Consider the following 24,178-nt stretch of genomic DNA (forward strand, 5'->3'; position numbering starts at 1 on the left):
AAATGATTGGTAGTGAATATAAGAATATATTATTTGATTTTCTGACACAGTCGAGATTCAAAGTGTGGCGACATCTTGTTTTCGTGTCGGCACTGATTCCAATTGCTCTGTCTCAAGCCTTCTTTGTGCTGGGAAGTGCCGAGGGAATAACTATACGCACGATATATCTCTATGGATTGGGTGTGGCCGCTGCTATGGTTGTCTTCTCCTATTTTAATATCTTCTTTTTGACGCCCCGGCTTCTGATAAAAGGTAGGTATGTGGACTATGTTTTGCTGTTTTTCTTAAGCGTTTATGGATTTGTGACAATGAAATACTTTGTTGAATCGCATATTATGGGAGTGGAAAGGGCTGTAACAGGCATCGCGTTGCTGGACTGGCTTTCAAACTCGACCTTATACGGTATCTGCATTGCCAGTAGTTCGGCGACCTTGTTGTTTAGAGAGTGGATAAAAGATAGTCGCCAAATAGATAGTCTGGAAAACAGTCAGCTTAAAAATGATATTGAGGAGTTTAAGAATCGCATCAATCCGCAATTGCTTTATTCCACGCTGAGCAGTGCGTCGGTCAAAGCTAAGTCGAACCCTCAACAGACTTCGGAGATTCTCTTCAAGCTCAGCGAACTGCTTCGATACCAGCTCTATGATTGCGCTCGGGAAAGGGTATTATTAGAATCGGAGATTAAATTCATCGAGAATAACCTGACCTTGCGACAAGAAAACTCGCTGTTCCGGTTCGGCTATTCCATATCGGCGGAGGGTGATACAAGCCTGTTTGTTGCTCCCGCAGTGTTCATGCCATTAATCGACATCGTCTTAAACCAGAAACCTTCGCATCTATCTATCGCTTTTAAGGTTGATGCTCGGTTGAGGCTTGTATGCACGGCCTCGGGTACTAATTTAAGAGATTGCAATCTCTTGAAAATCAAACAACGGCTGCAACTACTCAACAGAGAGTTCGAATTGGTAAAAACGGATGAGTCCATAACATTAGTGCTATGCTGAGTAAATTTAACTATGTGATCTCTAACCTACTCTTAAAGTCGAACTATTGGATTTTGAGACATTTATTGGTGCAGTTGGCCGTTGTGCTCATTAGTATCAATGCCTTGTGGGATGCGTCGCTGCACCTTATTCCCAATAGCTTTGCGGACTGGTTGGCTTATTTTTGTGTAATCAATGTACTTATCTACGTCAACGCTTATCTGCTTGTCCCTCGCCTGCTATTGCAAGGAAGGGTTAAGCTATACCTATTTCTCACTCCGCTATTAATCTTATTGATAATACTGGGTGTGGGTATGATTCAAAGTGGCTCAGACAATCATTATATAGGAACTCCACCCCTGATTGGTCTGTCGGCAGGCTTCTGTGCATTCGCCCTTTTTATTATAGGATTGACTACGCTTCAGCTGTGGAAGTATCGCATGGCTAATGCCCAACGGATTAATGACCTGAAAAATGCGACCATGGAGGTCGAGTTGGCGAGTCTTCAGAATCAGATCAATCCCCATTTCCTATTCAATGTGCTTAATAATGCGAATATTCTGGTTGATGAGGATGCGGATAAGTCCTCATTCATGCTTTCAAAACTAAATGAGTTGTTGCATTATCAGGTCGAGAGAGAGGCAAGAGAGCTGGTTCCGCTGAATGAAGACTTGAAATTCCTGGAAGACTATCTGGAACTTGAAAAGATGCGGCGAGATCGGTTTACATACAACATACGCGTAGTAGGAGACAGCAATATTGAGGTTCCGCCTTTGTTGTTTATTCCATTCGTCGAGAACGCGGTTAAACACAATCCGGGGAATGACTCATACGTAGACATCGTTCTTCGAATTGCCGCCGGGAAGTTGTATCTTAAGTGTGAGAATCCGAAGGCGCAAACCGGTTATCCACGCAAAGAGGGTGGGATAGGCTTGCGTAATATCAAACGCAGACTCGACCTGTTGTTTGAGGATGCCTACAAACTCGAACTGATTGATAAAGAGGAAAAGTATACAGTAATAATGGAACTCAAAATATGAAGTGTATAGTTGTGGACGACGAGCCTATCGCTCGCCGAGGTATAAAGAAATTAGTTAGTAAAATCTCTTCTCTGGAGTTCGTGGGGGCTTTTGAAAGTGCGGAGACAGCAGCGGATTTTATGAAAGATAACCCTGTTGATCTTATCTTTCTGGATATTCGAATGCCGGGCATTAGTGGCATAGAGTTTGCCCGGAAGATTTCGGAAACTACTCTTATCATATTTACAACCGCATTTGCTGAGTTTGCTATTGATAGTTATGAGGTTGATGCCATTGATTATTTGGTGAAGCCTATAAAGCCCGAACGGTTTAGTAAAGCTGTTGAAAAGGCGATTTACTATCACGAAATGTTGCTCTCGGAAGAGCGTAACACAAATGTGGAGCAAGTGGAGAATAGTTTTATGTTTATCAAATCAGATCGCCGATTCTTCAAGGTCAACTTTGATGATATCTTATTTATCGAAGGGCTTAAAGATTATGTGATAATCCAATCCGAAAGTCAGCGATTGATAACCCATATGAATCTCAAAACGATCCATGAGCAGTTGCCGCAAAGTCAGTTTATACGAATAAACCGATCCTATATAGTCAACAAAGATCGCATAAATTCCTTTAGTAATAATGATGTGTTTATTGACAAATATGAAATTGCTATTGGGAATTTCTACCGGGATTCGTTCTTTGAGTCGTTGATGGGGCAGGGATAGCTTGAGCGGGAAAGACAAAGTCTCTGTCTACACTTTAGCATTGCAGAGCAAGTTGTCCTTTGCAACAGGTTACAAATCGGGTAGCACAAACGATTTATTGACTACTTATTTAGTAATAATCGATTGTGGAATAAGTCATTTTGATGAGGGGGTAATTAACCAGTTACCCCTTGTTTTGTTTCTTCCCTATCATTAAAGATACTGTACCCCAAATGGAAAGTGATACACCTGTAATTATAGATAAGAACCATTTAGTAATAAAACAATCAGCATTAGATAAGTTCATTATCATATAGATTAAAGAAATTAGTATAATACCAATTCCAAGATACTGAATTACATTACCTGTTTTCATACGAGTAAGATTTAAAAGAGTTGTAACTGTGGCAAATGTATGAACTATTCTTTAAATAAACAAAAGTGAACTGTTGATTTCTCGCTCATGGGTAAGATCGCTATCATTTTAAAGAATTGTGTTATTCACAGAGTATACAAAGATATGTTGTATGAACTCATCTTATGAAAAATAACAAGTCCCACAAATCTAAGATTTGTGGGACTTGTTATTTCAGTACTCTTTGAGCTTTCATTTGTTAGCGGAAAGAGTGGGATTCAAACCCACGGAACGGACAAGCCGTTCACCGGATTTCGAGTCCGGCCCATTCGATCACTCTGGCATCTTTCCTTTTACGGGTACAAAAGTAGTGAGTTTTTGGTTTCGTTATTCTCCTAACGGACTCTTTTTTCAAAAAAAGTTGCAACCCGAACGCTACTATTCGGATTGCAACTTCAAAGACTTCCCGCTTTTGTTTCGCGCTTTACTTCTTTTTTAATATTATGGACTGACCGTAGAAGTTATTGGCTGCGTCGATCATCTCTACCAACTTATTCCAGTTTGCTGCCGGTTCATAGTTGTGCTTATAGATCTTCTTAGCCTTGATGCGCAGGGTCGAACCGTCTATGTCGGCAGAAGAGATAAAGGCCCCACATGCATTGTCAACGCTCTGATTTAAAGTCTGGATATTTTCTGCGGTATATCCGGCAGGAATTTCCACCTTGATCTCATGCTCATAGCTGCGGGCATAGGCATATAGATATCAAGTGTGCGTTGCTGGTTACTTTCGTCCAGAGTGAGCTGACTTCCAATCAACTTTCCGGCATCCAGAATGTAATTATTTCCGGCACGTTTCACCAAACCGTCGAGGGTGTATTTGACATCATAGATCATTTGCGGTGAATCAGGGGTTACACCTAAGGCGGAGAATGAATGTTCTTTAAGTTCTTTCACCTCGAGGTCGTGATAGGACTTAATCTCGTCTTTAGCCTCAGTCTCCTTCTCCTTGCGTATTTTGGCTAGAGAAGCTTCATGCGATTCGATCTCTTTCTTATTTTTAGCGGCTTTTACTAGCAACGTCTCCATGTAGGTTTTTTCGCCTAGCCAAGTATGTACGGAGTCTCGCCAGTCAGCGGCAGTAATCAAATCAGAATAGCGTCCGTTGGCTTGATGTCCCGAAAGAAGTGTCCTACGGTTAATATCCAGTGTTAGCGAATTATCTTCTGCCAGGCGTACCGTCATCTCTGTTTTGTTCATGTTCTGATCGGCACTCGATACCGGGATAACCATTTCACTTTGTCTTTTCTCAAGGTTACTAAAGTTAATCGTGTTGAATGTCTTAGGTGTGACCATTTGAACGGTTTCCCCCTCATAAGAGGCATATGGCCCGATGTGGTATCTGTATCTGGGAGGACCGAAAACCTGGCTGTCTTGATTGGCTACCAGAACAACGAAGTAATCCCAGTAAGCAATGGCATCCTGATTACGTGTATCAAACCGATCGGTTACAAATCCGAATTTATAGTCTATCTTGTATTTACTAAACAACGCGCCCAGCGTAGAGATATAAGTTTTGTATCTTGTCGTATTATAAAGCTGAACCTCGTTAGTTAGAGTCAGATTGATATACTCGGCTAATTGCTTTTTGTCGAGAGACGGATTCTTTTTGAGGTGCTTCTTTATACGTTTATTCAACGTTTTGACTGCAAGATAATAGGAGCTTCCGTTATAGGCATGCATCGCATCCTTTAGTATCTGTTCGGGAGGTAGGTTCTTGTGTAGTCCCTTTCCACGGGCCGTCAGCGGTTTGTATATTTTCTTATTCGAGTTATACAATACGCATAGACGTATGGTTGGGAACTGGCGGTAGGGCGACAACCATTTCGACTCGGGAGTCTTGGCTATATCAGTTTGTTTGACGTCTAATACGATATCCCCATCTTCGTTCGTTGACTGAGTGAAATCGGGTGCTCCATTGAGTAAGCGGTACTCGTTCGTCATGTTCTTACTCAATTCGCAGTGTACCGAGTAGGAGAGAATCGGGTATTTAGAGGCAAACGTAAATACCTGCTCGGGGATATTCATGTAGTCAATCCGCCCTTCCTCGTGGTAGAAGAAATCCAGAATGTCACCGACTTCCAGATCGGAAACGGCCAGTTTTTTATTGCTTTCTTTATCCTTCTTGCCTTCAGTGATGGAAACAGCCTCGCTAATATCCACCTCTTTAATGGTTCCGTTGGGTTTGATAACACGTACGCCAATCACATTTTTATAGATTGTTTTGGAATAATACCCCATGGTTTTATCCGACTCCTTGAATTGGATTTCGGCGTTGTCGGCTAAGGCCTTCTTGTCGTTCAGCTTGATCATTTTACGGAATACGTGCATGTAATTAAGCTCTTTATTCAGTCCGAAACCAAGCAGCCCTCGGCCGGTGTATCGTATGCGGGTGCTGCCTGTGGCATATACCTCCTCGTGCAAAGCCAGGATAACAGCCGACTCGTCTTTATATTTCTCCGGTACATTGTAATTTTTAAACTCAGCTTTATCCCACGCCCATATTGAGTCACGTACCGTTTGAGCATACTGCTTATAATCATCAGCAAAAGCGGCTTGCGTAATAAGCATCGCCACAATAAATACATAAAATCGGTTTAATTTAGTCATACTTCAGAATGTTATACTTTAGTTAGTTAGTAGTACAATTTGTTCTGCGTAGCTCTTTTTTAGCAGATTGATATCATCATTCCATTGCTTGAATGTAGATTTCTTAAGTAGCGGATCTTTAATCATCACTTCACTTCGGTATGTAAGTATGTTGCCTTTTCGAGTGTAAGAGCTGATAAACAGATAGTTTTCCCGGTCGATGAGCAGGTTCTCGGGCGTATGAGTCAAGGAGTATTCGGCCGGGATAATGAGCTCTATTTCTCTGACCATGCGGTAACGATACGGAAACAGCAGATCATTCTTCCGTTTCTTCAGGTCTATGAGCTGACTGCTGAAGTCCTGAGTCAGATCCATGCCGATATAAAGCTCTTTATCCAGTTGTTGAATGCCGGATTTATTTTCCAGCAAGTAGCACAAGCTGGTAGCATGAGTCTTGGGAGTTTCACCTCCCAGTTTCAGGTTGGCGGCTTTATCCTGTACGTTACCCCTTTCAGCAAAATTCTTCAAGGCTTCGCTCACCTTGTCTTTAGGGGTGGCGTGGATCAAAGAGAGTATTCTTTCTTTGGCCTCGCCCATGAAATAGCGGCTCACTTCTCCATTCAGTTGGTTGTCTTTGATTGTGAATTTACAGTGTAGACTATCTGTATTCGCTTGGGGCGAAGCAACCGGAACGCGGTCCAGTATAAACTGATCTTTATTTTGAATCATCACCTGTCTTCCCTGAATACTTTGTGGATATTCTCCCAGAGGCATATATTCGTAGGTTGGGTCCAGGTAATACATTTTCCCTTCATAGAAAAGCGTACATATCATGTGATTGTCTACCGACAGGTTAGGTGTACTGTAATCGTAGGCAATATGGTTGGTCCCGAGCCAAGTGAGACGCGCGTCGAATCCTTCGGCTTCCAGTAAGGCTTGAGTCAGATTTGCCATTCCTTTGCAGTCTCCGTATTTTTTGCGCAACACTTCTTGGGCGTCGTCCGGTTTGAAGCCGGCTATTCCATCTTCGAAAGCAACGTATCGGATGTTGCTTTGTACCCAGGCATAGATGCTTTTGATTTTCTCCAGATCATTTGCACAATCTTTCGTAATCTCTTTGGCTTTATTGGCTATGATATCTTTGTCATTATTCATATCACTTATGATATGTTGATACCACGCGTATTGGTCGGCGAGCGTTTCGAAGTAGGTGGTTTTTACCCCTTTTATATCTGCTTGCTTATTGAGTACAAGAATGTGTGGGTAAATAAAGGTAGGCCCTTGGCTGAACGCTTCACTTACCATCGCGTTCTGATCGTTCAGTGTATATACGTAAGTCTTGGATTGGTCTTTCTGGTTGGTCAATATCTCTTTGGTGACATTGTTTTTGAAATTGTAGTCGACCAGCTCTACTTTCATCCAAGCCGGCACAACAACCCGGACTGTTTTACTCTTCACGAATTGTGACTCGGCTAATGGAATGATGGTGAAATAGCGAGGGTTGTTATAGGACTTTTCGAACTCAACCTGAGCGGTTTTGCCCTTTTCGTTCATATTCAGGCGGAAATAGCAGATTTTCGCATCCGAATAGAATATATTGTTCGAACTGTATAGCTTATACTGAGGCATTACCCCCTTGATACCCTTTACTTTGACTCTGTCGATGGACGATTCGTTATTGTACATTTCGTATACATCAATATGGCTGGCCATACGGCTTGCCTCATATTCGGCTATATACTTTTCTTTGATAACGATCTGCCCGTTTTTATCGGTCGTGTATTCATAAGTAACATCTTTATGAGTAATCAGGATATTGTCATCCTCCGATTGAGCGATCGTTCTGACATTAGCCAGGCATAATATCAGAAGTAAAACAGCTAATTTGCGCATAGTTTATTTTTTGAGAATAGGATAATAAGTCCGATATAATTGGTGATAACAAATATTCCTTGAATTATTTGGTTAACGAAGTCTTTGAAATAATCCAGTCTTTTGGCAATCATGCAATAGTGATGTCCTAAATTTAAATATACCCTTTTATCTATGTTTATCTTTAATGAAATGGTTGGCAAATATATGATTTTTATTCTTTGATACAAAATTATTAAAAAACGGATTCCTTTTAAATAAATAAGAGGAGACATTTGCTCCTCTTACATGCTTTTTATTTTCTTTTTTTATGTGATTATTTCTTGTTTAATACGTGGTGTTACTTGCTAAAGTAGCCCGATTCAATTTTCCTATCTCGTTCATCTTTAAGACGCTCTTTCTCCGCTTTATAGTTGTTTTTCAACTTCTTCAATTGCGTTTTTTTGGTTTCTTTGGATGCCGAGCTATCTTCAATACGCTCTTTTTCTCTTTCATACTTCGACTCTAGCTTGTCCAGGCGCGTCTCATAACTGTCTTTGATACTGTCCCGCAGATCTTCATTTCGATACTTATGCTCGTAACGTTTTTCCCAAGTTGCGAGCTGGCTTTCGGAGAGAACTTTTCGAATGGCATTTCTATGCTCAATCGCCAAAGCCCGTTTGCGCTGTCCTTTCTCATATCCGGGCAGGTTGCTTTGGCCGATTGCTCTGAACTTTGCCCCGACTTCTCGATTCATTTTCTTGATTTTTGCAATTTGGTCGGTTGACAGGTTCATTACCTTATCCGATTCGATTCTTTTGTAAGAGTCGAAATCTGCGTTTTGACTGTATGCAGACAAAACAAATGCAGATGTAATTAAAATTAAAATAGCTCTTCTCATAATTTAATTAGTGAAAAATAAAAACAGGTGGCGAAGATATGGCAAAATAAGTATTGCTGACTTACCTCTTGCTCTGATTTGCCGATTTTAATAAAACTTTATCGTTTTTTCTCTCTTGTTTTTGATCGTATAATCCCTTATCTATTCGCTGTCCACTAGTAATAAACGAGGATTGTCTGACAACCTTTAAGTAGGGTTAGACCGGTTGTAAATACACGTTTTACCGGCATTCGTAAATGCGACTTATCGAATGGGAAACCCGATGTTTTGAACAAAAAACATTCGGTATGTGTTTTTTTATCTAAAGATATTTATCTTTGTCTCGAATATTAAACATATGAATTTATGAAGAAAATCTTAGGTGTTTTATTACTGATAGCTCTATGTGCCGGAATGGCAATACCTGCTCAGGCACAAATACATTTTGGTGTAAAGGGTGGTTTAAACTTATCGAAAGCAAGCTTCTCTAATGTGGGAGATAACTTCAAAAAAGATAATTTTACCGGGTTCTTTATCGGTCCGATGGCAGAATTTACGATTCCGATAGTCGGCTTAGGTGTGGACGGTGCTTTGCTGTTTTCGCAGCGAGGAATTGAAGCTGAGGGAGAGAAGATCAAACAGACTGGGCTCGATATTCCAGTCAACTTGAAATATACAATCGGGCTAGGTGACTTCTTAGGTTTATATCTGGCAGCAGGCCCTGACTTCTATTTTGATTTTGCAAAGAACAAGCAAGTGTTGCAGAGCTTTGATACAGACAAAAAAAGAACAGAGGTTGGTATTAATCTTGGCGCAGGTTTGAAGTTGATTAATCATCTTCAGGTTGGAGTAAACTACAATATTCCGTTGGGCGATTCAGGCAAGTTCCTTGTGGACGGTGCCGAAAGTGGTTCCTATAAGACTAAAACCTGGCAAGTGTCTGCCGCCTACATTTTCTAAATATAACCACGAGTTAACATAGTAGAATATAAGGAGCTTCCACCCAAGGATGCTCCTTTTTTTATATCTTTGCCGCTACGATGAAAAAGTTTGTAGATGTCATATTACCCTTGCCGCTTCCCAAAAGCTTCACCTATTCTTTACCCGAAGAATATGCAGAAGAAGTGAAAGTGGGGTGTAGGGTAGTGGTACCGTTTGGACGAAAAAAGTATTATACAGCCATTGTTTGTAATGTTCATTATTATGCTCCGACGGAGTATGAGGTGAAAGATATATCGACATTGCTCGACGCTTCGCCCATCCTGCTTCCCATGCAGTTTAAATTTTGGGAATGGCTGGCTAATTACTATTTATGTGCGCAAGGAGATGTTTACAAGGCGGCATTACCGTCAGGCTTAAAGTTGGAAAGTGAAACAATTGTTGAATGTAATCCGGACTTTGAGGCTGTTGTACCCTTATCGGAAAGAGAGCAACGTGTGCTCGACCTGTTGTCGGCCGAGTCGGAACAGTGCGTGACGAAATTAGAGAAAGATAGCGGGTTCAAGAATATTCTTACCATCATAAAATCACTCCTCGACAAAGAAGCCATTTTTGTGAAAGAAGAGCTACGCCGCACATACAAGCCGAAAACTGAGGCGCGGGTGCGCTTGGTAGGCACGGCGGATGAGCGGAGGCTGCATATCCTTTTTGATCTTTTGGGACGCGCTCCGAAGCAGTTGGCTCTGTTGATGAAGTACGTAGAATGTTCGGGTGTGCTCGGTGGCGGTACGCCTAAAGAAGTCTCCAAAAAAGAATTGCTGCAACGTGCGGATGTGTCTACGGCTGTCCTGAACGGATTGATTGAGAAACAGATCTTTGAAGTCTACTATCATGAAATCGGCAGGCTCGATCGGGAAGTTAAGCTCGTTACCGAACTAAGTCGATTGAATGAGTTTCAGCAGCGGGCACATGATTCGGTTGTGGAGAGTTTTAAAGAGAAAAACGTTTGCCTCCTTCACGGAGTGACCTCTAGTGGAAAGACGGAAATCTACATTCATTTGATCGAAGAGACGCTGCGGCAGGGAAAGCAAGTGCTTTATTTATTGCCGGAGATTGCGCTGACTACACAGATTACCGAACGCTTGCAACGCGTATTCGGTTCCCGGTTGGGTATCTATCACTCCAAGTTTCCGGATGCCGAACGGGTCGAGATCTGGCAAAAACAATTGGGAGAAGAAGGATACGACATTATATTAGGAGTGCGTTCGTCAATCTTCCTGCCATACCGGAATCTAGGTTTGATCATCGTAGACGAGGAGCATGAAAACACCTATAAGCAACAAGATCCGGCTCCCCGTTACCATGCCCGTAATGCTGCGATTGTGTTGGCTGCCATGTATGGCGCTAAAACCCTTCTGGGAACGGCAACCCCCTCTATCGAAACATGGAGTAATGCCACGAGCGGGAAGTATGGGCTTGTGTCATTGAATGAACGCTATAAAGAGATACAATTGCCGGAAATTATCCCGGTGGATATAAAAGAACTTCACCGGAAGAAGCGGATGGTGGGACAGTTCTCCCCCTTACTTATACAATATATAAAGGAGGCTTTGGATCAGAAACAACAAGTTATTCTATTCCAGAACCGCCGGGGATTTGCGCCAATGGTAGAATGTCGCACATGCGGCTGGGTGCCCAAATGCAAAAACTGTGATGTGAGCCTGACCTATCATAAAGGTATCAACCAACTGACTTGCCATTACTGTGGCTATACATACCAATTGCCCAGGTCCTGTCCGGCATGTGAAGGTACGGACATTGTGAACCGTGGGTTTGGTACGGAAAAGATAGAAGACGACATTAAAGTTCTCTTCCCCCAAGCAGCCGTTGCGCGTATGGACTTGGATACCACGCGTACTCGTTCGGCTTACGAGAAAATTATTGCGGATTTTGAAGAAGGGAAAACGGATATCCTCATCGGTACGCAGATGGTATCCAAGGGGCTAGATTTTGATCATGTGAGTATCGTAGGCATTTTGAATGCAGACACCATGCTTAACTATCCCGACTTCCGTTCCTACGAGCGAGCCTTTCAACTCATGGCACAAGTGTCGGGACGCGCCGGGCGGAAAAACAAACGCGGGCGAGTGGTTCTGCAAACGAAAAGCATCGATCACCCCATCATCCGGCAAGTAATCGCCAATGATTATCAGGAGATGGTAGGAGGCCAATTGGCTGAACGGCAAATGTTCCATTATCCTCCCTATTACAGATTGGTCTATGTCTATCTGAAAAACAGAAATGAACGCTTGCTTGAGCAGATGGCTTTTGCAATGGCTGAGAAGCTGCGTGCGGTATTCGGCAGCCGGGTATTGGGCCCGGATAAGCCACCGGTGGCACGTGTGCAGACTCTTTTCATCAAAAAAATTGTGGTCAAAATCGAACAGAATGCCTCCATGAGTCGTGCCCGTGAGCTGCTGTTGGGCATTCAGCGTGAGATGTTGGAAGATGAACGGTTTAAATCGTTGATTGTTTACTACGACATGGATCCCATGTAATTAATAAATAGAAATATGGCGAAGAAAATATTATTTGTATGCTTGGGCAATATCTGTCGCAGTTCGACGGCAGAAGGTGTGATGCTACACCTCTTGAAAGAAGCCGGATTGGAAAAGGAGTTTATCATCGACTCGGCAGGTATGCTATCATATCACCAAGGAGAGTTACCCGATAGCCGTATGCGAGCTCATGCGGCCCGCAGAGGTTATCAGTTGGAACATCTTTCGCGTCCCGTACAAACAGAAGACTTCTACAATTTCGACCTGATTATCGGCATGGATGATCGCAACATCGACGACTTGAAAGAGAAGGCTCCCTCTCCGGAAGAGTGGAAGAAGATTCATCGCATGACCGAGTATTGCACACGCATCCCTGCCGACCACGTGCCCGATCCTTACTACGGAGGTTCGGAGGGCTTTGAATACGTACTCGATATTCTCGAAGATGCTTGTGCCGGCTTGCTTACTTCTTTAACTCCGGATAACTGATTCGGGTGTGATACGCGATTTTAAGTTTCTCTTTAAATACAGTCTTCACCGTTGCGATATCCTTGAAGGTGATCGGACATACTTTAAAATATCCTTCCGTAACCTGTGAGTCGATAATCTTATCTACCAGGTTACTGATACTCTCCTCTGTATATTCGGGTAAGCTACGTGAAGCGGCTTCTACGGCATCGGCCATCATCAGGATGGCTGTTTCCTTGGAAAAAGGATTTGGTCCCGGATACGTGAATAGCTCCTCATTAGGTTCTTCGCCGGGGTGTTCATTTTTCCATGAGATATAAAAGAATTTAGTCTTCCCTCTGCCGTGGTGGGTACTGATAAAGTCCTTGATCACTTTGGGCAGATTATGTTTTTCCGCCAACTTTAGTCCGTCTGTGACGTGACTGATGACCACCTGAGCACTTTGTTCATAGCTCAGGTTCTTGTGCGGATTGATTCCTCCCGACTGATTCTCCGTAAAGAAAGCAGGATTCTCCATCTTGCCAATGTCGTGATACAAAGCACCGGTACGCACCAACTGGCTTTTGGCACCAATGCGGATCGCCGCTTCGGCAGCCAGATTAGCTACCTGCATCGAGTGTTGGAAAGTACCCGGAACGGTTTCCGACATTTGTCTCAGTAAGTCATTGTTGATATTAGAAAGCTCTACCAGTGTTACGTTGGAGGTGAATCCGAAAGTCTTTTCCAACAGAAAGAGTAGGGGATAGGCGAACAGCAATAAAATCCCGTTAATAACAAACGAGATATACATACCCGTATTCAGTTTTGAGAAGTCATTCGACAACCCGTTTTCCGTCATCAGCTCGAAGGAGAAATAAATAGCGGCGTAGGTTAGGATAACCAGTAAAGCCGTGCGGAACAGCTGCGAACGTTGCGATAATTCCCGCAGGCTGAAGATAGCCACTAATCCCGCTGCGAGTTGTGTGAGTATAAATTCGTGCGGGAACCTCAACGATATGGAGCAGATCAATATCGTAATGACATGCGTCAGAAAAGCGGTTCGCGAATCGAGGAATATACGGATGATGATGGGTAGCATCGCGTAGGGGATGATATACACATTGAATAGGTTGTGAGATACCAGAAAGGCAGTCACTACGTTGTAGAGCACAATGATGATAAATAGCAACGACAGGCTCCCTTTGCGTTCGTAATAGTCTTTGCGGAATAAATCCAGGTAGAGCATAAAACAGAGCACAAGTACCCCTACGAATAAAATCTGCCCGGCCAGCATCAGGTCTGTTTGCCCCAGCGATTCACTTCGTTTATTAGACTCCATGCGCAGAGATTCCAAAATATCATACGTTTCCGGACTGATAATCTCGCCCCGGTCAATAATCTTCTGTCCGCTCACCACTACACCCTTTGCCCAGGGGTAATTGTTCAGCAGATCCTTCTTCGCCGACTCAGACCGCTCACTGTCATAAGTCAGGTTGGGCATAATATATTCATTGAGAGCACATTGCTGTAGAATATCCCGGTTGAAATGTGTGGAGTCCGCCGAAAGTAGATGTTCGTAGGCTTTTCGGACCGTGTAGATATAGTCGGTCGGCTGAGCGTTGGCGAGCTTATCGCTGACGATCATGATCGTCAGGGTACTATCTTTATAGAGGTGTTGATTGTCGTTGGTCGAAACAATTCCCGCCGCGTAAATCTCCTTGAGCGTTCGCTCGATATATCGCAGATATTCGGTGGATGGAAGTATGCTTTTAAGCGTCGATTGGTAATTGCTCCTCAAGCGGGTAAGCGCTTCTTTTTCGATGTCCTTATTGAGTTGATAGTAGGGTTGGAAAGACTTCATGAGACTATCCTGCTCGCGTTTTACGACCGTTTTCTCTTTGTAGATCGGGAAGTCAAAAGTTGCGATTAGTTTACCGTATTTCCACGGCTTATTTATGTCAAATTGATAGTTGAATTTCCCATCGCGAGGCAAGAAATATACAATAAGTGTTACGCTTGTTACGAATAACAGTATTTTGTATATCAAATTTCTCCGAGAGAAGCTCTTTTTAATCTTTCTATATTCCATAATGGTTGAAATTTTTGCGAAAAGTACGAAAAAAAACCATAGTGTGGAAAAAAAGGTTTAATTTTGCCGCGATTTATCTATATACTAACCCAATATTATGGCAGAAAGAAAAGTAAGAGTCCGTTTTGCTCCCAGTCCTACCGGAGCATTGCACATCGGCGGTGTGCGTACAGCTTTATATAATTACCTATTTGCACGTCAACATGGCGGGGATATGATCTTCCGTATCGAAGATACTGATTCCAACCGATTTGTTCCGGGCGCGGAAGAATACATTATTGAGTCTTTTAAGTGGTTAGGTATTCACTTCGACGAAGGGGTGACCTTTGGCGGAAACTGCGGTCCGTACCGTCAGTCTGAACGTCGGGAGATTTACAAGAAGTATGTACAGATTCTGCTAGATAACGACAAAGCCTATATCGCATTTGATACCCCTGAAGAATTGGACGCTAAACGAACGGAAATAGCGAATTTCCAATACGATGCTTCAACTCGCGGAATGATGCGCAACTCATTGGTTCTATCCAAAGAAGAGGTTGACGCCCTGATTGCAGCAGGTAAACAATACGTGGTTCGTTTCAAAATCGAGCCCAATGAAGATATACATGTTAACGATTTGATTCGTGGTGGAGTCGTTATCAATTCATCCATCCTGGATGATAAAGTGCTCTATAAATCGGCTGATGAATTGCCGACCTACCACCTGGCCAATATAGTAGACGACCATTTGATGGACGTTTCCCATGTCATCCGTGGCGAAGAATGGTTGCCGTCGGCTCCGTTACACGTGCTGTTGTATCGTGCTTTCGGCTGGGAAGATACCATGCCTTCTTTTGCGCACCTACCCTTGCTGCTCAAGCCCGAAGGAAACGGAAAGCTGAGTAAGCGTGACGGCGACCGTCTGGGATTTCCGGTGTTTCCACTCGAATGGCACGATCCGAAAACGAACGAAGTTTCTTCAGGATACCGTGAATCGGGCTATCTGCCGGAGGCGGTGATTAACTTCTTGGCTTTATTAGGCTGGAATCCGGGCAACGAACAGGAAGTAATGTCGATGGATGAGCTGATCAGCTTGTTCGACTTACACCGTTGCAGCAAGTCCGGCGCTAAGTTCGACTATAAAAAAGGACTTTGGTTCAACCACCAATATATACAGTTGAAATCGAATGAAGAGATTGCCGAGCTGTTCTTGCCGGTGTTGAAAGAACACGGTGTAGAGGCTCCGTTGGAGAAAGTCATTGCCGTAGTGGGCATGATGAAAGACCGGGTGACCTTCGTGAAAGAATTATGGGATGTTTGCAGCTTTTTCTTTGTGGCTCCGACCGCATACGATGAAAAGACCGCCAAGAAACGTTGGAAAGAAGATTCTGCCCGTTGCATGACTGAACTAGCCGAAGTATTGGCCGGCATCGATGATTTCAGCATCGAAGGGCAGGAAAAAGTTGTCATGGACTGGATCGCAGCCAAGGAATATCATACCGGAAACATCATGAATGCGTTCCGATTGACATTGGTGGGCGAAGGAAAAGGTCCGCATATGTTCGACATCTCCTGGATATTGGGTAAAGAAGAAACATTGGCTCGCATCAAGCGTGCCGTAGAAGTATTGAAGTAACTGCGTTGATATGCTTTATAATTTAGCTATAGTCTCTACGACCTTTTGGTCCATCTGATCGCTCCATTTAGCCGGAAGCCTCGTAAAATGATGAAAGGACATTGGGTTGTATACGAACTCCTCCGTCAGCAGGTGGAGAAAGGTGAGAAATATATTTGGTTTCATGCTGCTTCCTTAGGAGAATTTGAACAAGGACGTCCGTTGATTGAACAAATCCGGGCTAAATACCCCAGCTATAAAATATTGCTGACCTTCTTTTCGCCATCGGGCTATGAAGTGCGCAAGCACTACCGGGGGGCCGATATCGTTTGCTATCTGCCGTTCGATAAGCCGCGTAACGTGAAGAAGTTCCTCGGAATTGTGAATCCGTGCATGGCATTCTTTATCAAGTACGAGTTCTGGAAGAACTACCTGGATGAGTTGCACAAGCGACGTATTCCGGTGTATAGTGTCTCTTCAATTTTCCGTCGGGATCAGATATTCTTCAAATGGTACGGAGGAACCTATCGCGGTGTATTGAAAGATTTCGATCATCTCTTCGTGCAGAACGAAGCCTCGAAACGTTATCTTTCGAAAATCGGTATCAATCGCGTCACCGTAGTCGGTGATACGCGCTTTGACCGGGTACTGCAAATTCGCGAGGAAGCGAAAGACCTCCCGTTGGTACAGAAGTTTAAAGGAGAAAATTCGTTTACTTTCGTTGCCGGAAGCTCGTGGGGCCCGATGAAGATCTGTTCCTCGAATACTTTAACAACCATCCGGAGATGAAGCTCATCATAGCTCCTCACGTGATCGAAGAAAATCATTTGGTGGAAATTATCAGCAAACTCAAGCGTCCTTACGTACGCTATACCCGTGCTGATGAGAGAAATGTACTTCGCGCCGACTGTTTGATAATCGACTGTTTCGGCCTGCTTTCATCCATCTATCGATATGGTGAAATTGCTATATTGGCGGCGGATTCGGAGTAGGTATTCACAATACGCTGGAAGCTGCCGTGTATGGTATACCTGTGGTTTTCGGTCCGAAGTATCATAAATTTATGGAAGCCAGACAGCTGATTGAAGCCAAAGGAGCTTACTCGATCAAGGATTATGAAGAATTGAATGAACTTCTCGAGCGCCTTAAGACCGATGAAGCCTTCATGCAAGAAACCGGAGCGAATGCTGGTTATTATGTGACCAGTAACTCCGGAGCAACCGATAAAGTTATGCAGATGATTAATTTCTAACGAACCGTTGGACTCTATAAACGCCAAGCGTCCTGCCTTTTTTGAGGGTAGGACGCTTGCTGTTTATACGGAGTTCTGATCTATTCTTTATACCATTGCGAATACATCAGGTAATTGTGCGCTATCTTTTGGTTAAGTTCCTTTGCCTGCTCCGGGTCTACCTTCTTGATGAATTTAGCCGGAACTCCTCCCCAGATGCTACCCGGTTCGATTACGGTATTACTCAGTACCAAAGAACCGGCAGCTACAATCGAGCCTTCACCAACTACGGCCTGGTCTAAGATGGTCGATCCCATTCCGATTAAAGCATAATCTTTGATTGTTGCCCCGTGGATGGTTACATTGTGCCCTACGGAAACATAATCGCCTATTTCGATGGTCGATTTTTGGTATAGCGTATGTAGAACGCTTCCATCCTGAATATTTACCCCGTTGCCTATTCGTATCGAGTTGACATCGCCACGGAGTACCGTGCAGAACCAGATGCTGCAATCGTTTCCTATAACAACGTCTCCTATGATGGTGGCATTGTCTGCCAGGTAGCAATTGTCTCCAATCTGCGGGTCAAAGCCACGCACTGATTTGATTAAAGCCATAAAATTTTAGTTTTAATGATGTTTTTATCTGAATGCAGTCCTTGCCTGTTCGACACCCGGGTGTCAAGCAGACTGAGACCCGGGTCTTGAACATAACTACACCCGGGTGTCAGACATGCCAACACCCGGGTGTCGAACAAGGTTCGTTTAAAGGGGAAAAGTCGCCTCCTGCAACCAATTTTTTTCCGCTGTGCTAAGATCCGGAGAAAGCTTATTGTAAACAGTCTGGTGGTAGTTGTTTAGCCATTCGATCTCTTCTCGCGTGAGCATCTCCTTGATAATGCCTTTTTTGCAGATAGGGCATAGCGTGATGGTCTCGAACTTGAAGTACTCGCCAAACATGCCTTCTTTGTCTTTGCAAACCAGCGTCAGATTTTCGATGCGTACTCCGTGACTGCCGGCTTTATACACACCGGGTTCGTTCGAAGTAACCATGCCCGGTTGCAGAGCTACGGGATTCTCATTCATGCGTATGCTTTGAGGTCCTTCGTGCACATTGAGGAAATGCCCGACTCCATGCCCGGTACCGTGTAGGAAGTTCATCCCTCGGCTCCAGATAGGCATACGAGCCAACACATCAAGCTGTGCGCCGCGTGTTCCGGCAGGGAATTTCGCCATGGCCAAGGCCGATGTGCCTTTCAGAATGAGCGTATAATCGGTCTTCTCTTCTTCGGTCAGTTCGCCTAGGGCAATGGTACGCGTAATGTCGGTTGTCCCGTCCATATATTGTGCGCCTGAATCTAAGAGTAAGAAGCCTTCCGGATGCAGGGTCGCGTTGCTTTCGGGCGTTGCCGAATAGTGTACGATAGCTCCATGTGCCCGGTAGCCTGCAATCGTATCAAAGCTTTCTCCCTTATAGAGTGGCTGTGCGGCGCGGAATTCGTGAAGTTGTTGGTCGACGCTGAGTTCGGTCACTGTCTCGGAGGGAACCGCCTCTTCCAGCCATTTCAGAAACTTAACCAACGCTACCCCGTCTCGCTGCATAGCTGCATGAATACCGGCAATTTCCTGCTTGTTTCGGATTGCTTTGAGTAGGGCAACAGGCGATTCGCCCCGGATAATCCGACATTGCGGCTGGATAGAAGAATAGACGGCGTAGTTCGTTTTCTTTGGATCGACCAAGATGCTCTCTCCTTCGAAACGGTGTAAGTAGGTCTCTATTTCGTCGTAATCCCGCAATTCGACCTGCTGTTCTTTTAGGTAGGCTGCCACTTCCGGGGTAACTTTTTCCGGAGAAATGAAATAGATCAGTTGATCCTGGCAAATCAGTAAGTAGCTTGTTACTACCGGGTTGCAATGCACATCGCTTCCTCTCAGATTGAGTACCCACGCTATTTCATCCAGTGTGGGCAATAGCAATGCGTAGCTGTTCTTCTTGGTCAGTTCGCTCCGAATCTGCGCGACTTTCTCTGTACAACTCGTACCGGCGTATTGAATATCATAGATGAAAGCAGGTGCAAGAGGCATGGGAGGGCGATCTTCCCAAATAGTTTTCAACGGGTCGCCGAAAATGTCGACACGTAAATTGTGAGCCGCCAGTTCTTTCTGCATCTCTTCAACCTGGTAGGCGGAAAACATCTTTCCGTCAATGCTAATTGATTCGCCGGGCCTTAAATGCTGGCAAATAAATTCCGGAATACTTGGAACTCCCGGCAACATTTCTTTGTATAAAGTGATGCCGCTTCCTTCGAGTTGTTCCTCCGCTTGTAAAAAATAACGAGAATCCGTCCACAAACCGGCTTGATCTTTTAGGATGACAGCTGTACCTGCCGAACCGGTAAAACCGGAAATCCATTCACGCGATTCCCAATGAGGGGCTACGTATTCACTAAGGTGAGGATCGGTGCTGGGAATAATAAATCCCCGGACAGCGTTCGGATTGAATGTCATCCGTAACGCGTGTATGCGCTCGCTTATACTCTGCTTCATACTTTAATGTATTTGTTAATCTCTATCTAATTGTCTTCAAATATACAAACTTTCGACGGTTAATACTTTGTTGGTGAATTGTTTTTGAGAAATATTCGCAGAAAGTTTTGTGAATAAAGAAAGTATGTGTAATTTTGCGGCGCATTTTGACTCAGAGTTTTTAAACCATAACATATTTAATAATAAAAAGATGATTGTAGTACCTGTAAAAGAAGGCGAGAACATCGAAAGATCGCTGAAGAAGTTTAAAAGAAAATTTGAAAAAACTGGTATCGTTAAAGAATTGAGAAGAAGACAGCAGTTTGATAAACCTTCTGTCGTTAAAAGATTTAAGAAAGAACGTGCCGTTTACGTACAAAAACTTCAGGAAGTAGAAGATTAATAAATCGTAATTTCCTTTGAATTATTGAATTCTTTTTCATACATTCGTTGCAGGATTATAGATGTAGTGAATTATGTTAATTGAATCTTTTCTCGATTATCTCCGGTATGAACGGAATTATTCTGAACGGACAATCCTCGCTTACGGCGAAGACCTCTGTCAGGTTCGGAATTATGTGCAGGAGGAGGGTGGAGAATTTAATCCCGCAGAAGTGAAAAGTGAACAGATTCGTGGATGGATTGTTTCATTAATAGATCTGGGTTACACGTCGACTTCTGTAAATCGCAAGCTAAGTTCGCTCCGATCGTTTTATCGATATCTTTTGAAACAAGGAGAAGTGGAAGTGAATCCGTTACGCAAAATAGCGGGTCCAAAGAATAAAAAGCCACTACCCGTTTTTTTGAAAGAGAGCGATATGAACAAATTGTTGGATGATACCGACTTTGGAGAGGGTTTTATAGGTTGTCGAGATCACTTGATTATCGAGATGTTTTATGCCACCGGCATGCGGCTCTCGGAGTTAATCGGTTTGAATGACAGCGATGTGGATTTCTCAGCTTCTCTCTTGAAAGTGACCGGGAAGAGAAATAAGCAACGGTTGATTCCTTTTGGTGATGAACTGCGGGATGCAATGCTTGCTTATATTAATATAAGGAATGAAGAAGTTTTGGAGCGGTCGGGTGCTTTCTTTATAAGAGAAAACGGCCAACGACTCTACAGAACGTTAGTCTATGATTTAGTGAAACGGAACTTATCAAAAGTGGTAGCGCTTAAAAAGAAGAGTCCTCATGTATTGAGACATACCTTTGCTACAATGATGCTGAATAATGACGCAGAATTGGGAGCGGTAAAGGAACTTTTGGGTCATGCAAGCCTTTCGGCTACAGAGATCTACACGCACACCACGTTTGAGGAACTTAAAAAAGTGTATAAACAGGCTCATCCAAGAGCTTAAAAAAGGAGGTAACTATGGATGTTAGAATTCAATCAATTCACTTTGACGCGTCAGAGCAATTGCAGGCATTTATTCAAAAGAAAGTGTCTAAGTTGGAAAAATATTACGAAGATATAAAGAAAGTAGAGGTGTCGTTAAAGGTGATTAAGCCAGAAGCTGCTGTGAATAAAGAGGCTGGTATAAAGATTCTCGTACCTAATGGAGAGTTTTATGCAAGCAAAGTGTGTGACACATTTGAGGAAGCAATAGACTTAAATATAGAAGCACTTGAGAAGCAGCTGGTGAAATACAAGGAAAAACAGCGTAATAAATAAAAAAAAACGCAAATGTTTTGCGGAAAAGAAAGAAATAACTAAATTTGCAGCCGTTTCGCTCGCAATAGAACGTAACGGTTGCATTTTTTTGATAAAACCGCCTCTTTAGCTCAGTTGGCCAGAGCACGTGATTTGTAATCTCGGGGTCGTTGGTTCGAATCCGACAAGAGGCTCAAGGAAAGATGAAAGTCAATCCTATAACAAGAAAGAGAATAAAAGGTTGTTATTCTGCTTCGTAATAATACGAAAAAAGGGCAAATACCAGAGTGGCCAAATGGGGCAGACTGTAAATCTGCTGGCTTACGCCTTCGGTGGTTCGAATCCATCTTTGCCCACAGACAGAGTAACAACTTTGGCAAGAATGCGGAAGTAGCTCAGTTGATAGAGCATTAGCCTTCCAAGCTGAGGGTCGCGGGTTTGAGCCCCGTCTTCCGCTCTCCTTTTTCTTGCTGTTATAGCTCAGTGGTAGAGCACTTCCTTGGTAAGGAAGAGGTCCCGGGTTCAAGTCCCGGTAACAGCTCATAACAAAATGAATGCTGATTATTAATCAAATAAATAACAAGTAAAGCTATGGCTAAAGAGAAATTTGAACGTACCAAACCGCACGTTAACATCGGTACAATCGGTCACGTAGACCACGGTAAGACAACGTTGACAGCTGCTATCACTACTGTGTTGGCAAAAAAAGGTCTTTCAGAATTGCGTTCTTTCGATTCAATCGACAACGCTCCTGAAGAAAAAGAAAGAGGTATTACTATTAATACTTCACATGTTGAGTACCAAACAGCTAATCGTCACTATGCACACGTAGACTGTCCGGGTCACGCCGACTACGTTAAGAACATGGTAACTGGTGCTGCTCAGATGGACGGTGCTATCATCGTAGTTGCTGCTACTGATGGTCCGATGCCTCAAACTCGTGAGCACATCTTGTTGGCTCGTCAGGTAAACGTACCTCGTCTGGTTGTATTCATGAACAAATGCGATATGGTAGACGATGAAGAAATGTTGGAACTTGTTGAAATGGAAATGAGAGAACTTCTTTCATTCTACAACTTCGACGGTGATAACACTCCGGTTGTTCGTGGTTCTGCTCTTGGCGCATTGAACGGCGTTGAAAAATGGGAAGACAAAGTAATGGAGTTGATGGAAAATGTTGATACATGGATTCCACTTCCTCCGCGCGATGTTGATAAACCATTCTTGATGCCAGTAGAAGACGTGTTCTCTATCACAGGTCGTGGTACTGTTGCAACAGGTCGTATCGAAACTGGTATTATCCACGTAGGTGACGAAATCGAAATCTTAGGTTTAGGTGAAGATAAGAAATCAGTAGTAACTGGTGTTGAAATGTTCCGTAAACTTTTGGATCAAGGTGAAGCTGGTGACAACGTAGGTTTGTTGTTGCGTGGTGTTGACAAGAACGAAATCAAACGCGGTATGGTTCTTTGTAAACCAGGTCAGATCAAACCTCACTCTAAATTCAAAGCAGAGGTTTATATCTTGAAGAAAGAAGAAGGTGGACGTCACACTCCATTCCACAACAAATACCGTCCTCAGTTCTATCTACGTACAATGGACTGTACTGGTGAGATTACTCTTCCAGAAGGAACAGAAATGGTAATGCCGGGTGATAACGTAACGATCACTGTAGAGTTGATCTACCCAGTAGCATTGAACACTGGTCTTCGTTTCGCTATCCGCGAAGGTGGACGTACAGTAGGTGCTGGTCAGATTACAGAAATTATCTAATCTGTCACAATAATAAGCTCAGCTTCCGGTTCGCCGGGAGCTGAGTATTATACAAACGGGAGTAGCTCAGTTGGTAGAGCACCGGTCTCCAAAACCGGGTGTCGGGAGTTCGAGCCTCTCCTCCCGTGCTAATATTATTGAAATGAAAAAAATAATAGTTTACATCAAAGAATCTTACGACGAACTTGTTCATAAAGTATCATGGCCGACGTATTCTGAACTTGCTAACAGCGCAGTAGTTGTTTTATATGCTTCCCTGCTCATTGCACTGGTAGTGTTCGCGATGGACTTCTGTTTCCAGAATTTCATGGAAAAAATTGTTTATCCACATTAAAAAAAACGAGGATTTTAAATGGCTGAGATTGAGAAAAAATGGTACGTTCTGCGTGCTATTAGTGGAAAAGAAACCAAGGTGAGAGAATACCTCGAAGCCGATATCAAAAACGGTAATCTTGGTGACTACGTGTCTCAGGTATTGATTCCAACAGAAAAGGTATATCAGGTTCGCAATGGCAAAAAAATTGTGAAAGAGAGAAATTATCTTCCTGGTTACGTTTTAATAGAGGCTGCTTTAGTTGGTGAGGTAACTCATCATCTACGCAATACTCCGAATGTGATAGGCTTTTTAGGTGGTTCCGAGAAACCGGTGCCACTCAGACAATCGGAAGTGAATCGTATACTTGGCACAGTAGATGAACTACAAGAAGCGGGTGAGGATATCAATATCCCGTACACTGTAGGAGAAACTGTGAAAGTTGCTTTTGGACCTTTTAGCGGATTCAGTGGTATCATTGAAGAAGTGAACAATGAAAAAAAGAAACTAAAAGTCATGGTGAAGATATTCGGGCGCAAAACGCCGCTCGAATTGGGCTTTATGCAAGTGGAAAAAGAATAATGCAGAATTGTTACGCTGTAGTTATTCATCGTTTA

The 24,178-nt window shown here is 43.4% G+C and carries 20 protein-coding genes, 6 tRNA genes and 1 pseudogene; 19 read left to right on the forward strand and 8 right to left on the reverse strand.

Going from position 1 to position 24,178, the window contains the following annotated elements; translation table 11 throughout:
- Window positions 1–2 precede the first annotated feature (2 nt).
- From JCM10512_RS04315 to JCM10512_RS04325, 3 genes are read left to right on the forward strand one after another with little or no spacing between them, the layout of a single operon-like run.
- Window positions 3–1,004 carry a histidine kinase gene (locus tag JCM10512_RS04315; protein ID WP_081741218.1) on the forward strand — a complete coding sequence of 334 codons (1,002 nt, stop codon included), beginning with the start codon at window positions 3–5 and terminating at the stop codon, window positions 1,002–1,004.
- A complete protein-coding gene (locus tag JCM10512_RS04320; RefSeq protein WP_044160729.1) occupies window positions 998–2,023 on the forward strand; it encodes a sensor histidine kinase in 1,026 nt (341 codons plus the stop codon). Before JCM10512_RS04315 ends, JCM10512_RS04320 begins: the two co-directional genes overlap by 7 nt.
- Complete coding sequence (locus JCM10512_RS04325; RefSeq protein ID WP_044160731.1) at window positions 2,020–2,730, forward strand: LytR/AlgR family response regulator transcription factor; 711 nt, start codon at window positions 2,020–2,022, stop codon at window positions 2,728–2,730. Before JCM10512_RS04320 ends, JCM10512_RS04325 begins: the two co-directional genes overlap by 4 nt.
- Before the next feature lie 597 nt (window positions 2,731–3,327).
- On the opposite strand, the gene JCM10512_RS22380 is transcribed toward JCM10512_RS04325, so the two are convergent.
- The 5 genes from JCM10512_RS22380 to JCM10512_RS04355 form a co-directional block, all read right to left on the reverse strand.
- Window positions 3,328–3,415, reverse strand: a tRNA-Ser gene (locus tag JCM10512_RS22380).
- Between the two features lie 133 nt (window positions 3,416–3,548).
- Window positions 3,549–3,785 carry a DUF3858 domain-containing protein gene (locus JCM10512_RS04335; RefSeq protein WP_044160734.1) on the reverse strand — a complete coding sequence of 79 codons (237 nt, stop codon included), beginning with the start codon at window positions 3,783–3,785 and terminating at the stop codon, window positions 3,549–3,551.
- A complete protein-coding gene (locus JCM10512_RS04340) occupies window positions 3,740–5,731 on the reverse strand; it encodes a DUF3857 domain-containing protein (RefSeq protein ID WP_081741219.1) in 1,992 nt (663 codons plus the stop codon). The genes JCM10512_RS04335 and JCM10512_RS04340 overlap by 46 nt, the downstream gene beginning before the upstream one ends.
- A gap of 18 nt (window positions 5,732–5,749) precedes the next feature.
- Window positions 5,750–7,603 (reverse strand): transglutaminase-like domain-containing protein, encoded by a 1,854-nt coding sequence (locus JCM10512_RS04345; protein ID WP_044160737.1) that lies wholly within the window; start codon window positions 7,601–7,603, stop codon window positions 5,750–5,752.
- A 319-nt stretch (window positions 7,604–7,922) separates the two neighbouring features.
- Window positions 7,923–8,318, reverse strand: coding sequence for a hypothetical protein (locus tag JCM10512_RS04355; RefSeq protein ID WP_244436897.1), 396 nt, complete (start codon window positions 8,316–8,318; stop codon window positions 7,923–7,925).
- 489 nt (window positions 8,319–8,807) lie between these two features.
- Between JCM10512_RS04355 and JCM10512_RS04360 the strand changes: the two genes are divergently transcribed.
- From JCM10512_RS04360 to JCM10512_RS04370, 3 genes are all read left to right on the forward strand, one after another.
- Window positions 8,808–9,401, forward strand: coding sequence for a porin family protein (locus JCM10512_RS04360; protein ID WP_044160743.1), 594 nt, complete (start codon window positions 8,808–8,810; stop codon window positions 9,399–9,401).
- Window positions 9,402–9,481: 80 nt separating this feature from the next.
- Window positions 9,482–11,938, forward strand: a complete 2,457-nt coding sequence (priA, locus tag JCM10512_RS04365; RefSeq protein ID WP_044160745.1) for a replication restart helicase PriA — start codon at window positions 9,482–9,484, stop codon at window positions 11,936–11,938.
- A 15-nt stretch (window positions 11,939–11,953) separates the two neighbouring features.
- Window positions 11,954–12,427, forward strand: coding sequence for a low molecular weight protein-tyrosine-phosphatase (locus JCM10512_RS04370; protein ID WP_044160746.1), 474 nt, complete (start codon window positions 11,954–11,956; stop codon window positions 12,425–12,427).
- Here JCM10512_RS04370 and JCM10512_RS04375 read toward each other — a convergent pair.
- On the reverse strand, window positions 12,402–14,474 hold the full coding sequence (locus JCM10512_RS04375) for an HD family phosphohydrolase (protein WP_044160749.1): 2,073 nt from the start codon (window positions 14,472–14,474) through the stop codon (window positions 12,402–12,404). The genes JCM10512_RS04370 and JCM10512_RS04375 overlap by 26 nt on opposite strands.
- 97 nt (window positions 14,475–14,571) lie before the next feature.
- Here JCM10512_RS04375 and gltX point away from each other — a divergent pair, with 97 nt between their 5' ends.
- Both gltX and JCM10512_RS04385 read left to right on the forward strand, forming a co-directional pair.
- Entirely contained in the window at window positions 14,572–16,089 is a 1,518-nt protein-coding gene (gltX, locus tag JCM10512_RS04380) for a glutamate--tRNA ligase (RefSeq protein ID WP_044160752.1), read from the forward strand.
- Window positions 16,090–16,099: 10 nt separating this feature from the next.
- Window positions 16,100–17,320, forward strand: a pseudogene (locus JCM10512_RS04385) (3-deoxy-D-manno-octulosonic acid transferase).
- An 80-nt stretch (window positions 17,321–17,400) separates the two neighbouring features.
- Here JCM10512_RS04385 and JCM10512_RS04390 read toward each other — a convergent pair.
- Window positions 17,401–17,916 carry a gamma carbonic anhydrase family protein gene (locus tag JCM10512_RS04390; protein WP_044160754.1) on the reverse strand — a complete coding sequence of 172 codons (516 nt, stop codon included), beginning with the start codon at window positions 17,914–17,916 and terminating at the stop codon, window positions 17,401–17,403.
- A gap of 147 nt (window positions 17,917–18,063) precedes the next feature.
- Entirely contained in the window at window positions 18,064–19,845 is a 1,782-nt protein-coding gene (locus JCM10512_RS04395; RefSeq protein WP_044160756.1) for an aminopeptidase P family protein, read from the reverse strand.
- A gap of 190 nt (window positions 19,846–20,035) precedes the next feature.
- Between JCM10512_RS04395 and rpsU the strand changes: the two genes are divergently transcribed.
- The 11 genes from rpsU to nusG all read left to right on the forward strand — a co-directional run bounded on the left by rpsU (window position 20,036) and on the right by nusG (window position 24,143).
- Window positions 20,036–20,227 (forward strand): 30S ribosomal protein S21, encoded by a 192-nt coding sequence (gene rpsU / locus JCM10512_RS04400; protein ID WP_044160904.1) that lies wholly within the window; start codon window positions 20,036–20,038, stop codon window positions 20,225–20,227.
- 73 nt (window positions 20,228–20,300) lie between these two features.
- On the forward strand, window positions 20,301–21,182 hold the full coding sequence (locus tag JCM10512_RS04405) for a tyrosine recombinase XerC (protein ID WP_044160759.1): 882 nt from the start codon (window positions 20,301–20,303) through the stop codon (window positions 21,180–21,182).
- A 14-nt stretch (window positions 21,183–21,196) separates the two neighbouring features.
- Complete coding sequence (hpf, locus tag JCM10512_RS04410) at window positions 21,197–21,496, forward strand: ribosome hibernation-promoting factor, HPF/YfiA family (protein ID WP_044160761.1); 300 nt, start codon at window positions 21,197–21,199, stop codon at window positions 21,494–21,496.
- A 99-nt stretch (window positions 21,497–21,595) separates the two neighbouring features.
- Window positions 21,596–21,669: transfer RNA gene (locus JCM10512_RS04415), tRNA-Thr, on the forward strand.
- Between the two features lie 79 nt (window positions 21,670–21,748).
- Window positions 21,749–21,831: transfer RNA gene (locus tag JCM10512_RS04420), tRNA-Tyr, on the forward strand.
- Between the two features lie 28 nt (window positions 21,832–21,859).
- Window positions 21,860–21,932, forward strand: a tRNA-Gly gene (locus tag JCM10512_RS04425).
- 12 nt (window positions 21,933–21,944) lie between these two features.
- Window positions 21,945–22,016 (forward strand) — tRNA-Thr (locus JCM10512_RS04430).
- A 50-nt stretch (window positions 22,017–22,066) separates the two neighbouring features.
- Window positions 22,067–23,248: an elongation factor Tu gene (gene tuf / locus JCM10512_RS04435; RefSeq protein WP_044160763.1), complete on the forward strand. Its 1,182-nt coding sequence runs from the start codon at window positions 22,067–22,069 to the stop codon at window positions 23,246–23,248.
- A 55-nt stretch (window positions 23,249–23,303) separates the two neighbouring features.
- Window positions 23,304–23,376 (forward strand) — tRNA-Trp (locus JCM10512_RS04440).
- Between the two features lie 14 nt (window positions 23,377–23,390).
- Window positions 23,391–23,582: a preprotein translocase subunit SecE gene (secE, locus tag JCM10512_RS21900; protein WP_044160909.1), complete on the forward strand. Its 192-nt coding sequence runs from the start codon at window positions 23,391–23,393 to the stop codon at window positions 23,580–23,582.
- Between the two features lie 18 nt (window positions 23,583–23,600).
- The gene (nusG, locus tag JCM10512_RS04450) at window positions 23,601–24,143 is read left to right on the forward strand and encodes a transcription termination/antitermination protein NusG (RefSeq protein ID WP_044160765.1); all 543 of its coding nucleotides are present in this window, start codon (window positions 23,601–23,603) and stop codon (window positions 24,141–24,143) included.
- The last annotated feature ends 35 nt before the right edge of the window (window positions 24,144–24,178 follow it).

The sequence above is a fragment of the Bacteroides reticulotermitis JCM 10512 genome (assembly GCF_000517545.1).
Taxonomy (GTDB): Bacteria; Bacteroidota; Bacteroidia; order Bacteroidales; family Bacteroidaceae; genus Bacteroides; species Bacteroides reticulotermitis.

What these genes read in the sequence shown, in the direction of transcription:
- JCM10512_RS04315 (WP_081741218.1), top strand. Translation starts at nt 3, where the DNA reads ATGATTGGTAGTGAATATAAGAATATATTATTTGATTTTCTGACACAG.
- JCM10512_RS04320 (WP_044160729.1), top strand. Translation starts at nt 998, where the DNA reads ATGCTGAGTAAATTTAACTATGTGATCTCTAACCTACTCTTAAAGTCG.
- JCM10512_RS04325 (WP_044160731.1), top strand. Translation starts at nt 2,020, where the DNA reads ATGAAGTGTATAGTTGTGGACGACGAGCCTATCGCTCGCCGAGGTATA.
- JCM10512_RS04340 (WP_081741219.1), bottom strand. Translation starts at nt 5,731, where the DNA reads ATGACTAAATTAAACCGATTTTATGTATTTATTGTGGCGATGCTTATT.
- JCM10512_RS04345 (WP_044160737.1), bottom strand. Translation starts at nt 7,603, where the DNA reads ATGCGCAAATTAGCTGTTTTACTTCTGATATTATGCCTGGCTAATGTC.
- JCM10512_RS04355 (WP_244436897.1), bottom strand. Translation starts at nt 8,318, where the DNA reads ATGAATCGAGAAGTCGGGGCAAAGTTCAGAGCAATCGGCCAAAGCAAC.
- JCM10512_RS04360 (WP_044160743.1), top strand. Translation starts at nt 8,808, where the DNA reads ATGAAGAAAATCTTAGGTGTTTTATTACTGATAGCTCTATGTGCCGGA.
- priA (WP_044160745.1), top strand. Translation starts at nt 9,482, where the DNA reads ATGAAAAAGTTTGTAGATGTCATATTACCCTTGCCGCTTCCCAAAAGC.
- JCM10512_RS04370 (WP_044160746.1), top strand. Translation starts at nt 11,954, where the DNA reads ATGGCGAAGAAAATATTATTTGTATGCTTGGGCAATATCTGTCGCAGT.
- JCM10512_RS04375 (WP_044160749.1), bottom strand. Translation starts at nt 14,474, where the DNA reads ATGGAATATAGAAAGATTAAAAAGAGCTTCTCTCGGAGAAATTTGATA.
- gltX (WP_044160752.1), top strand. Translation starts at nt 14,572, where the DNA reads ATGGCAGAAAGAAAAGTAAGAGTCCGTTTTGCTCCCAGTCCTACCGGA.
- JCM10512_RS04390 (WP_044160754.1), bottom strand. Translation starts at nt 17,916, where the DNA reads ATGGCTTTAATCAAATCAGTGCGTGGCTTTGACCCGCAGATTGGAGAC.
- JCM10512_RS04395 (WP_044160756.1), bottom strand. Translation starts at nt 19,845, where the DNA reads ATGAAGCAGAGTATAAGCGAGCGCATACACGCGTTACGGATGACATTC.
- rpsU (WP_044160904.1), top strand. Translation starts at nt 20,036, where the DNA reads ATGATTGTAGTACCTGTAAAAGAAGGCGAGAACATCGAAAGATCGCTG.
- JCM10512_RS04405 (WP_044160759.1), top strand. Translation starts at nt 20,301, where the DNA reads ATGTTAATTGAATCTTTTCTCGATTATCTCCGGTATGAACGGAATTAT.
- hpf (WP_044160761.1), top strand. Translation starts at nt 21,197, where the DNA reads ATGGATGTTAGAATTCAATCAATTCACTTTGACGCGTCAGAGCAATTG.
- tuf (WP_044160763.1), top strand. Translation starts at nt 22,067, where the DNA reads ATGGCTAAAGAGAAATTTGAACGTACCAAACCGCACGTTAACATCGGT.
- secE (WP_044160909.1), top strand. Translation starts at nt 23,391, where the DNA reads ATGAAAAAAATAATAGTTTACATCAAAGAATCTTACGACGAACTTGTT.
- nusG (WP_044160765.1), top strand. Translation starts at nt 23,601, where the DNA reads ATGGCTGAGATTGAGAAAAAATGGTACGTTCTGCGTGCTATTAGTGGA.